General features: G+C 26.7%; 13 protein-coding genes. 7 read left to right on the forward strand and 6 right to left on the reverse strand.

Going from position 1 to position 11,695, the window contains the following annotated elements; all coding sequences use genetic code 11:
- The first annotated feature begins 52 nt into the window (after window positions 1-52).
- From H9W90_RS12610 to H9W90_RS12620, 3 genes are read left to right on the forward strand one after another with little or no spacing between them, the layout of a single operon-like run.
- On the forward strand, window positions 53-562 hold the full coding sequence (locus tag H9W90_RS12610) for an RNA polymerase sigma factor (RefSeq protein ID WP_187481941.1): 510 nt from the start codon (window positions 53-55) through the stop codon (window positions 560-562).
- Between the two features lie 49 nt (window positions 563-611).
- Complete coding sequence (locus tag H9W90_RS12615) at window positions 612-1,526, forward strand: FecR family protein (RefSeq protein ID WP_187481942.1); 915 nt, start codon at window positions 612-614, stop codon at window positions 1,524-1,526.
- Window positions 1,516-4,047 carry a TonB-dependent receptor gene (locus H9W90_RS12620; RefSeq protein WP_187481943.1) on the forward strand — a complete coding sequence of 844 codons (2,532 nt, stop codon included), beginning with the start codon at window positions 1,516-1,518 and terminating at the stop codon, window positions 4,045-4,047. Before H9W90_RS12615 ends, H9W90_RS12620 begins: the two co-directional genes overlap by 11 nt.
- A gap of 8 nt (window positions 4,048-4,055) precedes the next feature.
- On the opposite strand, the gene H9W90_RS12625 is transcribed toward H9W90_RS12620, so the two are convergent.
- The 5 genes from H9W90_RS12625 to H9W90_RS12645 form a co-directional block, all read right to left on the reverse strand.
- Window positions 4,056-4,229, reverse strand: coding sequence for a hypothetical protein (locus H9W90_RS12625; protein ID WP_187481944.1), 174 nt, complete (start codon window positions 4,227-4,229; stop codon window positions 4,056-4,058).
- Window positions 4,230-4,238: 9 nt separating this feature from the next.
- Window positions 4,239-4,679, reverse strand: coding sequence for a GNAT family N-acetyltransferase (locus H9W90_RS12630; RefSeq protein WP_187481945.1), 441 nt, complete (start codon window positions 4,677-4,679; stop codon window positions 4,239-4,241).
- Entirely contained in the window at window positions 4,679-5,113 is a 435-nt protein-coding gene (gene rpiB, locus H9W90_RS12635; protein WP_187481946.1) for a ribose 5-phosphate isomerase B, read from the reverse strand. The genes H9W90_RS12630 and rpiB overlap by 1 nt, the downstream gene beginning before the upstream one ends.
- A gap of 627 nt (window positions 5,114-5,740) precedes the next feature.
- Window positions 5,741-5,914, reverse strand: coding sequence for a hypothetical protein (locus H9W90_RS12640; protein ID WP_187481947.1), 174 nt, complete (start codon window positions 5,912-5,914; stop codon window positions 5,741-5,743).
- A gap of 81 nt (window positions 5,915-5,995) precedes the next feature.
- Complete coding sequence (locus tag H9W90_RS12645) at window positions 5,996-6,925, reverse strand: diacylglycerol/lipid kinase family protein (protein ID WP_187481948.1); 930 nt, start codon at window positions 6,923-6,925, stop codon at window positions 5,996-5,998.
- A gap of 111 nt (window positions 6,926-7,036) precedes the next feature.
- On the opposite strand from H9W90_RS12645, the gene rnr reads away from it, so the two are divergent.
- From rnr to tatA, 4 genes are all read left to right on the forward strand, one after another.
- Window positions 7,037-9,256, forward strand: coding sequence for a ribonuclease R (gene rnr, locus H9W90_RS12650; protein ID WP_187481949.1), 2,220 nt, complete (start codon window positions 7,037-7,039; stop codon window positions 9,254-9,256).
- 11 nt (window positions 9,257-9,267) lie between these two features.
- Window positions 9,268-9,591: a YbjQ family protein gene (locus H9W90_RS12655; RefSeq protein WP_187481950.1), complete on the forward strand. Its 324-nt coding sequence runs from the start codon at window positions 9,268-9,270 to the stop codon at window positions 9,589-9,591.
- A 93-nt stretch (window positions 9,592-9,684) separates the two neighbouring features.
- Window positions 9,685-10,374 carry a head GIN domain-containing protein gene (locus H9W90_RS12660; RefSeq protein ID WP_187481951.1) on the forward strand — a complete coding sequence of 230 codons (690 nt, stop codon included), beginning with the start codon at window positions 9,685-9,687 and terminating at the stop codon, window positions 10,372-10,374.
- 55 nt (window positions 10,375-10,429) lie between these two features.
- Window positions 10,430-10,618 carry a twin-arginine translocase TatA/TatE family subunit gene (gene tatA / locus H9W90_RS12665; RefSeq protein ID WP_187481952.1) on the forward strand — a complete coding sequence of 63 codons (189 nt, stop codon included), beginning with the start codon at window positions 10,430-10,432 and terminating at the stop codon, window positions 10,616-10,618.
- A 192-nt stretch (window positions 10,619-10,810) separates the two neighbouring features.
- Here the strand turns inward: tatA and H9W90_RS12670 are convergent, their stop codons facing one another.
- Entirely contained in the window at window positions 10,811-11,689 is an 879-nt protein-coding gene (locus H9W90_RS12670) for a LytTR family DNA-binding domain-containing protein (RefSeq protein ID WP_187481953.1), read from the reverse strand.
- Between the last annotated feature and the right edge of the window lie 6 nt (window positions 11,690-11,695).

Genomic DNA, 11,695 nt, shown 5'->3' on the forward strand with positions numbered 1-11,695 from the left:
TACCCTACCTTTGTCATCAAAATTTTTTATTTTTATATTTTAAAACCCTTATATGGCTGATAAATCTCTTTGTAATGAAATTTATTTTAATGAGTTTTACACTTCTCACATTCAGTCTGCAAGTAATTTTGCTTACTATAAGAGTGGTGATAAAAATACATCTTTAGATTTAGCGCAAGAAGCTTTTATAAAAATATGGGAGAATTGTGCTAAAATAGATTTTGCCAAAGCAAAGTCTTACTTATTTACTGTTGTTAACAATCTTTTTTTGAATAAAGTGAAACATGAAAAGGTTGTTTTTGAATATGCAAAAAGCAGTCCTTATTTAGATGTTAATAACCAAAGTCCAGAATATTTATTAGAGGAAGAAGAATTTAAAGATAAGTTAAAAAGAGCAATTTCAGATTTAACAGAAGGTGAACGTGAGGTTTTCTTGATGAATAGAATTGATGGCAAAAAATACCGAGAAATTGCAGAAACTCTAGAAATTTCTCAAAAAGCAGTCGAAAAAAGAATGTCTGCAGCATTAAAAAAATTAAGATCTAAAATTGATGGCATTTAAAGGTAGGGTAAAACACTATTTAGTTGTTACATATATATAGGAGTATAAAATGAAAGACGAAAACAACATATTAAAATTACTAAACAGAGAAATCTCTGATGAGGAATTGGCACGTCTAAAAGAAAGTAAAGACTTTACAACTTTAGAAAAAATTGCACATTATTCAGCACAAATAGAAACACCTAAAGTAGATGTAGAAAAAAGTCTTGCAGCATTAAAATTAAAAACAGAAAGTACTTCTAAAAAAGGGAAAGTTGTTCAATTTAACTTTAAGAAATTGTATAAATATGCAGCAGCAGTTGTTGTTTTATTAACAACTTCTTATTTCTTTCTTTTTAATAATGAAGCTAATTTTAACACCAATTACGCTCAAACAAAAACCTTTAATTTACCAGATAATTCTGAAGTTGTTTTAAATGCAAATTCAGAAATAACATATTCTAAAAAAGACTGGGAAGAAAGTAGAAATTTAGATCTAAATGGAGAAGCTTTTTTTAAAGTACAAAAAGGAAAAAAGTTTACAGTAAATACAGAAATAGGAGAAGTAACCGTTCTTGGAACAGAATTTAACGTAAAAGAAAGAGAAAATTATTTTGAAGTAAAAACTTACGAAGGTTTAGTAAGTGTTTCTTATAAAGACACGCTTGTAAAACTGCCAAGAGGAACCATTTTTAAAGTAGTAAATGGTAAAATAGATACCACAAATACGTTTGATATAAATGAAAAATCTTGGTTACAAAATGAATCTAATTTTAAAAGCACACAATTACGTTTTATTTTAGAAGAAATAGAACATCAATTTGGTTATAAAATAGAAACAAAAGACGTTGATTTAGACGTTTTATATTCTGGTGGATTTACACATACAGATATAAATATAGCGTTGCAATCTGTAACAATTCCTTTACAATTATCGTATAAAATTGAAGATAAAACAATTACTATCTTTAATTATGATAAATAAATTCAACCTTTTTTTTATCAGTTTTTTATTGATAATAAGTGTTTCTTTTGGACAAAATTCTACAGAAAAAGTAGCACTTTCTTCTCTATTAATATCGCTTGAAAAAACCTATGATATTAAATTTTCTTATTCTGATACTGATGTAAAAGATATTATTATAAGCAGACCAAAAAAAGGAATTACTATTGACAAATTACTGTCTTTTTTAAACGAAGAAACTTTTTTACAATTTAAAACTTTAGATAATAGATATGTAACCGTTTCTTTTTTAAATAAGTTTATTTCTATCTGTGGAACAGTTTTAGAAGCAAAAACATTAGCGCCTTTGTTACTTTCTTCAGTAAAAGTAAATGGGTATAAAATAGGTACAACAACTAATGATAATGGAGAATTTTTTCTAAAAGATGTTCCTGTTAATTCAACAATAAGTATTTCTTTTATCGGGTTTAAAACAGCAAAAATTTCTGTGAAAGAATTGTTTTCTAACAATAAATGCAAACAATTATTTTTAGAAGAAGATTCAGAAGAATTATCTGAAGTAACCGTTGCAAACTTTATAACTACAGGTTTACAAAAAGGTATTGATGGAAGTACTGTTCTTAACACAGAAAAATTCGGAATTTTACCGGGTTTAATAGAGCCAGATATTTTAAAAACAATAAAAATTCTTCCTGGTGTAGAAAGTGTAAACGAAACTGTTTCTAATATTAATGTTAGAGGTGGTACAAACGACCAGAATTTAATGCTTTGGGATGGAATTAAAATGTATCATTCAGGTCATTTTTTTGGTCTTATTTCTGCTTACAATCCATATTTAACAAAGAAAGTTTCGGTTACAAAAAACGGAACAAGTAGTGCATTTTCAGACGGAGTTTCATCAACCATAAATATGGAAACTTCTAATAGAATTACCAATAAACTTTCTGGTGGTGCAGGTTTTAATTTGTTAAGTGCAGATGCTTTTTTGCAAATTCCAATAAAAGAAAATTTAGAGTTTCATGTTTCTGCAAGAAGGTCTTTTACAGACCTTATAAATACACCAACTTATAACAATTATTTCTCGAGAAGTTTTCAAGATAATTCAGTTTCTTCAAATACTTTAAATAACTCTGAATCTAACTTTTATTTCTATGATTATTCTTTAAAAGTTTTATACGATGTTAATTATAATCATGCAATAAGTGCTAATTTCATCCATATAAAAAATAATTTAGAATATACAGAACAATATACTTCTAACAATACTTCTGTTGAAGAAAATAGTGCTTTAAAACAAGAAAATTTAGGTGCTAATATTAGTTGGAATGCAGATTGGAATGCTAATTTTTCTACCAATTTTTCAGCATTCTTTTCAGATTATAAAATAAATTCTTCAGATTATAATAAAGACACAGATCAGTTTCAAACGCAGTTTAATAATGTGTTAGAAACAGAAATAAAACTAGATTCTAAATATGAATTTTCCGATGTTTTTCATTTTTCCAATGGATTAGTTTTTAATGAAATTGGTATTAGAAATACAACTACAGTTAATGCACCAACTTTTTCTACAACGGTTAAAGATGTGCTGCTAAAAAGTGCATTCTATTCGGAATTAGAATATAAGAAAAACAATACTTATGTAAGATTTGGTGTACGTTCTAATTACTTTCATAAGTTTAAAAAATTTATAATTGAGCCAAGAATTAACATTAGACAGAAATTAAATACTGAATTTTCTTTAAAATTAGAAGCTGAATTAAAAAACCAAACAACGGCTCAAAAAATAGATTTTGAAGACAATTTTTTAGGAATAGAAAAAAGAAGATGGATTCTTTCTGATGATGAAAATACACCAATAGTAAAAAGTAGGCAAGCATCTTTTGGTGCAGCCTATTCTAAAAATAAATTATATGTAGATATTACTGGTTTTTATAAAAAAGTAGATGGAATTACAGCTGCAAACCAAGGATTTTACAACAATACACAAAACTTTAATTCTATTGGAAATTATGAAACCAAAGGAGTAGAATTTTTAATAAATAAACAAACTAAAAATATTAGTACTTGGGTAAGTTATACGTATTCTAAAAACGATTATACTTTTGATGTCTTTACACCGCAAACATTTTCGAATAGTTTAGATATTACACATTCTGCAAGTGCAGCTTTTAATTATAATTTTACTAAAAAATTAAAAGTTTCTTTTGGTGGTGTTATGCGTTCTGGAAAACCGTACACAAAACCTGTTGTAGGAAATGAAACTATACAAAATGGTAATAGAACCATTGTAAATTACGACAATCCTAACAAAGAAAGATTAGATAATTTCTTTAGAATTGATATTTCTGGAAGTTATAATTTTAATTTTTCTGAAGTAATTAAATCTACTATTCGTCTTGGTTTTACAAACATCACAGATAGAAAAAACACTATAGATTCTTATTATGTTGTAGATAATTCTAGCGCTAATAATGTGAGAAGAGTAAATAATTATTCACTACCATTTACACCTAATTTAAGTTTTAGAGTTAATTTTTAGAAGAAAAACTATTCTTTCTTTTTCTTATAATTATCAAAATATAAGGCACCTAACAAACTAGCTCCAATAACAATTCCTCCTAAAGCATCAAAAACTTTTTGACCTTTAAAAATAGCATATAAAGAGAAAAAAATAGAGGCAATACTTATTACTATAATAAAATATTGAAGTGGTTTACTCATAATTAACTTTTAGTTTTTATCCATTCTAATATGAGGAATTCCATCTTCTAAATACTCCTCTCCTATTTTTACAAATCCGTGAGATTCATAGAATTTTTTTAAATATACTTGTGCAGAAATAGTAATTTTATCAACTTTAAAATGATTTTCTACTGCTTTTATAGAAGCTTTCATTAAATCGTGTCCAAAACCATATTTACGTTCTTCAGCTGCTACTACTACTCTACCAATACTAGCATTATCAAAATAATCTCCTGGTTTAAAAATACGTGTATACGCAACTATTCTATCTTTTTTTCTACCAAAAACATGTAAAGATTTTTGATCTTTAAAATCTACATCTTGATATACACAATCTTGTTCCACCACAAAGACTTCTGAACGTAATTGAAGAATTTCGTATAATTCAGTTGTATTTAATTCAGAAAAAGATTTTACTTGAAACTCCATTAACAAGCACAAGAAATTTTATCTACTCTTGTTGCGTGTCTTCCACCTTCAAACTCTGTAGAAAGAAAAACATCTACAAAACTAATAGCTTGTTGTAAAGACACAAAACGTGCAGGAATCGTTAAAACGTTTGCATTATTATGTTGTCTTGTTAATTCTACTAATTCTTTATTCCAACACAAAGCAGCTCTAATTCCTTGGTGTTTATTAGCTGTCATTTGTGCGCCATTTCCAGAACCACATAAAATAATACCTAATTCGGCTTTACCAGATTCTACAGCATCTGCTGTTGGATGAATTGCATCTGGGTAATCCATAGAACCATTTGAATCAGTTCCAAAATTTAAGACTTTATAGCCTTTTTCTTCTAAATGTTTTATAATTTCGAACTTGTATTCTGTTCCTGCGTGATCATTACCAATGGCAATTGTCATAATAAGTTGATTTTAATTGAATTATCTGCCACAAAAATATAGAATTTTATGGTTATGAACAGTTATAAACATCTTAAAATTTAGCTTTTTTAATAACTCTTTAATCTTTAAACTTTTAGCGTTTAAAGAGAATGTTAAGAAGTTGTAATGAGAAACTCGTAACTTTATTTGGTGATTCTAATTATTATTACAATACAGCGAGTCTTATGACATACACAACTTTTTTTATTGATTTTTGATAAAAGTTTATCAACATAAAATTTACAATTTGTTTACATAGAATACAATGTTAGTTATTCATAAAAATAGGTTAATAGCTGTTTATAACTTTTGTTAATAACTGTATTTTAAGATTGATTTCTAACCTTTTAAATACCTCATAAAATGTAGATGTTTTTTAATAACTCATTAATTAAAACAAAAAGAGATTTTTTTATAGTAGCTATTCACACACTATTATAAACACCATTGTTTTTTAAAATTTATTAAAAGGAAAAATTATTATAATATAGAATGTTGATAAGTATGAAAACTTCAAAAAAAATAATGAAATGAATTTAAGAAAATAGCAAGATTAGCGTCAAAAAATAAATTAAGAGAGAAAAAGTAAGAAAGTTTCAGAAAAATTTAAACCGTTTTTTTTTCCGCTTTTAAAATATATAAAGTGTCTTTATGAACTTCTACAGTTTGGTTGGTATTTTCAGTTTTATTCAAAGAAGTATTTATAGTAATTACAGTAATAAAGATTCCTGTAAGAAATATAAAGGCGAATAAAGCGATAATTTTACGTAGATTTTTCATCTTAATAAATAACTTCTTTCTATAAAGACGTTTTAAATTAAGAAACGTTACACTAAAATTAAGATTTTTTTAACATTTAAGTTAATTCATAATAAAGTTAATCGCTTTTTCAATAATTTCAACAGAAACTGCTCCAGCTCCAATCAATTCTCCATCTGCTTGTATAAATGGTTTTTCGGTTTGTGGAATTACTGTAATCTGTTTCGTTTTATAAGTTTCCACTTTTTTATGATGCACAATTTTTCCAGAATATAACTTCGGAAGATTCAAAACCAAATCGAAAAAAGTAAGGTTTTTAGCGATGGTAATATCTAATAAACCATCAGAAGGGTTTACATTTTCTGTGAATTGCATTCCACCACCAGAAAATTTACAAATGCCGAAAATTGTCATCAAACAATTGGTTTCAATCACTTTATCATCAAAATTAATTTTAAATATTGATTTTTTATAGAACAACAAACCATAAATTCCGGCTAATAAATAAGAAATTGAACCAAACTTTTTTAAAGATTTTAGTTTGTTAACAATATAACCATCATAACCTAAACCAGCGACATTATTAAAATAAGTAAGTTTATTATCCGCAGTTTTTAGAACACCAATATCTTGTAGAATTATATTCTTTTTAGAGATAATTTCTATAGATTTTTCAATATTATTAGGAATATTATAGGTCTTTATCCAATCGTTTCCTGTTCCTAAAGGAATTACACCAATAGTTAGTTCGGAAGTTTTTACATACCTTTGCAACATTATTCCGTTAACTACATTGTGTAGTGTTCCATCTCCACCAACGGAAATAATGTTTCTAAACCCTTTTTTGATAGCGTTTTGTACCAAATCAACCTCGTGTTTAGAGAATTGTGTAAAAGCAAAAGAATAGTCTAAATTCTTGTGTTTTAAGTTTTGTTGAATTTCCTTCCATTGTTTAGAAAAATCGCCATTACCAGAAGTAGAGTTTGCAATTATAAACCAAGAATTAATATTGATTTTATCAATATGAGACATAAAAAATAAATTAATAAACAAGCAAAGTACAAAATTGAATCGTAACAATTAATTAATAAGATTCAAGAGAATAAATACTATTTTAGTATCGTATTAAATACAAAATTATAAATGACAAAAAAGAAGAAAAAAATATATAAAAAGAAAGGAAAAGTTGTAAAAGATTTAACTAAAAATATATTCAGAATTTTAAATGAAGACAGTAGTAGGTTCTTCAATTATAAACAAATAGCTTCAAAATTAAAAATTGAAGATACTGATGGGAAAAATCAGGTTATTAAAAAGTTAGCAGAATTAACTGCTACCAAAAAAATTAAAGAAGTAGACAGAGGAAAGTTTCAAATTAATGAAGATAGAAAGTATTCTATTGGAACATTAGATGTTACTTCAAACGGAAATGGATATTTTATAACAGACGATTATGAAAACGATGTTTTTATTCCAAATATTAACCTAGGTAAGGGTTTACATGGCGATGTTGTAAGAGCTTATGTTTACAAACGTAAGCGAAGTAACAAGTTAGAAGCCGATGTTGTAGAAATTATAGAACGTGCAAAAACAGAGTTTGTAGGTGTTTTACAGAAGAATAAAAATTTCGGATTTGTAATTTGCGACAACCATAAAATGTATGCAGATATTTTTATTTCTGAAAACAAGATGAATGGCGCAGAACATGGAGACAAAGTGCAAGCTACTATTCAAGATTGGCCAGAAAACTCTAAAAATCCGTTTGGAAAAATCACGACAGTTTTAGGAAAACCTGGAGACCATAATACAGAAATGCATTCTATTTTATTAGAATACGATTTGCCTTATGAATTTGAACCAGAAGTAGAAAAAGAAGCGCAAAATTTAGAATTAGAAATTACAAAAGAGGAAATTGGTAAGCGTAGAGATATGCGTAAAGATTTAACTTTTACGATAGATCCAAAAGACGCAAAAGATTTTGATGATGCATTATCATTTACAAAATTAGAAAATGGTAATTTCGAAGTAGGAATTCATATTGCAGATGTTTCGCATTATTTACAGCCAAAAACTATTTTAGATGATGAAGCTTATGATCGAGCAACATCTGTTTATTTAGTGGATAGAGTAGTGCCAATGTTGCCAGAAATGTTGAGTAATGGTGTTTGTTCTTTAAGACCAAATGAAGAAAAATTAACTTTTTCAGCTGTTTTTGAAATCAACCAGAAAGCACAAATTGTTAATGAATGGTTTGGTAGAACTGTAACGTATTCAGACCAACGTTTCGCGTATGAAGAAGCACAAGATATTATAGAAAATGTAACGTTGTCAGACGATGTTCAACCTTATACAATGCCAGCTGATATTTCTATTATTGACGAGGAATATACAGTTACTCCAGAAGTGGTAGAAGCAACTTTACAATTAGATAAATTGGCAAAAATTCTTCGTAAAAAGAGAATGAAACAAGGTGCAATTTCTTTTGATAGAGTAGAAGTGAAGTTCAATTTAGATGAAGAAGCAAATCCAGTGGGTGTTTTCTTTAAAACGTCTAAAGATGCTAATAAATTAATTGAAGAATTTATGTTATTAGCTAATAGAAAAGTGGCAGAATTTATTGGAAGATCTAAAGGAAAACCATCAGGAAAAACGTTTATTTATAGAGTTCATGATGAGCCAAATGAAGAAAAATTAGCTTCTTTAGAAAATATTATTGGTAAATTCGGTTATAAAATAGATACAACTACAAAAGCATCAACCTCAGATTCTTTAAATCAGCTTTTAAGTGATGTAAATGGAAAAGCAGAATCGAATATGATTGAAACGCTTGCTATTAGAACCATGTCTAAAGCAGTATATACCACTAAAAATATTGGACATTATGGATTGGCTTTTGACTATTACAGTCATTTTACGTCACCAATTAGACGTTATCCAGATGTTATGACACATAGATTGCTTCAACATTATTTAGATGGAGGAGAGACGCCAAAAGCAGATCCTTATGAAGAAAAATGTAAACACTCTTCTAATAGAGAAGAATTGGCTTCTAAAGCAGAACGTTCTTCTATAAAGTATATGCAAGTGAAATACATGCAAGATCATAAAGATGAAGTATTTGATGGTGTAATTACAGGTGTTACAGAATGGGGAATTTATGTAGAAATTACAGCCAATAAATGTGAAGGAATGGTTAGAATTAGAGATATAAAAAGCGATTATTATATTTTTGATGAAAAACAATATGCAATTATTGGGCAATCCACTAAAAACATGTATCAATTAGGAGATGATGTAAAAGTTCAGGTAAAAAAGACCGATTTAGAACGTAAACATTTAGATTTTAATTTGATTGAAGAATAAAAAATTAAAAAATGATTTTAACAACAACACATAACATAGAAGGTTTTAAAATAGTAGATTATTTAGGTATTGTAACTGGTACAGCTTACGATTCCAGTTATTATTCAAATGGAACAAAAATGTCTTTTAAAGATATGTTTAGCATGTCTAAATATTATGAAAAATATACTTTAGGTCTAGAGGCTATTAAAGAAAAAGCATTTCAGAATTTAAAAGACAATGCTTTAAAATTAGGTGCAAATGCAGTTGTAGGAATTCAATTAGATGTAGAGCCTTTGGCAAATTCATCAACTTTATTAGTTTCAATTACAGGAACTGCTGTAAAAGCTGAATAACATTATTTTAACGATATTCGCACAATAAAAACTAGTAATAACCTTTATAGTGGTATAATTTTTGAATAAAGATTATCAACTAAACCTTTTAAAATGAAAAATTTAGCTTTTTTAACCCTTTTATTTGTTGCATTTTTAACAAATGCACAAACAACAGTTACTAAAAATTTAGGCGATTATAATACTCTAAAAGTATATAATGGAATAGAAGTAGAGCTTGTAAAATCATCTGACCAAAAGTTAGAAATTACTGGCGATAAATCTGAAATGGTAAAAATTAAAAATGTAGATAATACCTTAAAATTATCTTTACCTTTTTCTTTAAAACCAGAAGATAATTCTGCAAATGGTAAAATATTAATAAAAATATTTTACAATAAAAATATCGATATTATTGATGCAAATGAAGGAGCAACCATTACTGGTAAGGATTTTAACCAAGATAAAATAGAAGTAAATGCACAAGAAAGAGCATTTATCAACTTAACTTTAACAACAAAAGAACTTAAAGTAAGATCCTCTTCTGGAGGAATTATAAAACTTTCTGGAACAACAACTAACCAAGAAGTAGATGTAGATTTATATGGAATTTACCATGGTTTTAATATGAAATCTTCTAATAATTCTAACGTAAAAGCAGGTACAGGCGCTAAAGCAGAAATTTTAGCTGATACAAAGTTAAATGCAACAGTTAGTTTTGGAGGTTCTATATTTTACAAAGGAAATGCTGAAGTTGTTAAAGATAAAAAAGTAATTGGAGGTATTATTCAAAAAAGAAATTAACAAATAGTACTGTTATACCCTTTTTTGTATCTTTGTAGTAATAAATTTAGAAATTATGAATAGTCTATATATATTTTTCGGAATGATTGGTGGACCACAAATTATTATTATTGTTGTGGTTATTTTATTATTATTTGGTGGTAGAAAAATACCAGAATTAATGAGAGGTTTAGGAAGTGGAATTAAAGAATTTAAAAACGCTGCTAAAGAAGAACCTGAAGAAAAATTAGAAGAAAAAAAATAGTTTTTTAAACTAGTATTTTAAAAATATAAAAGCTCTATTGTATATACAATAGAGCTTTATTTTTGAAATAAATAAATCCCCCAATTTATCCAATTTCTTATTTTCATTCAAATATAATCCATCATAAGTCACTTATAAAAAATTTGTTTTAAAAAGGAAGAATTTAAGTATTTTTGGGATAAATGGGAAGCTTTATTGTATTAAATGAACCAAGGCTTGTTTAGAAAATTTCCTTGAAACTGGTATGTCTAAAGGAATTATATCAGATTTTAATAAATAACCTCTTGCATTACCACTAATATCATTTATATACTTTACATTAATAATATAGCTTTTATGACACCTAATAATGTTAGAATATTCTTGTAAACTTTTATTTATTTGAGTTAATGTAACACGTAGTATTTTTTCTTTTAAACCTTTTTCTTTCATTAAAAAAAAGCTTGCATAATTGCCTTGTGAAGTAATATAAACTAAATCATTTAAATAAAATTTGATACTCTCTTTTTGGTTTTCTGAAAAGATTTCAATTTTATTTGTTTCTAATAATGATTCTCTTTTTAAATTATCATTATTTTTTAATTTAATAATATTAGCTCTTAATTCTCTTTTAGTTCTAATTTCTCTCTCGTTTAAAAATATAAAAGAAGTTAAAGGAAAAATACTAACAAGTAATGTGTAAAATAAAAATTCTAAAAAAGGAATTCTATTAAAATGATTAATTTCTTTATACGCTTCTCCAAAATACCAGAGTAGAAATGCAATTAAAGTTACTCCAACAAGAATTAAAATTATGTTTTTACCTAATGTCCAATTATCTTCTCTAAAATAATTTTTAAAAATTAATGAAGGAATATATAAAATAAAAAAAGTACCCATAAAAGCTACAAATCCAAAACCTAAAGTATATTCAAAAAGAATTTCATCAATTTCAGCTAGATAAAATGGCTTAAAAATGTATAGAAAAAGAAAAATGAACAAACCATGATACAAACTTATTTTTAGTTTATATTTCATAGATGGGTTAAAATAATAAGGTGTTTTAATCCAGGTTACTATTCTATTTATCATTGTTTT

It is taken from the genome of Polaribacter pectinis (assembly GCF_014352875.1).
Classification (GTDB): Bacteria; Bacteroidota; Bacteroidia; order Flavobacteriales; family Flavobacteriaceae; genus Polaribacter; species Polaribacter pectinis.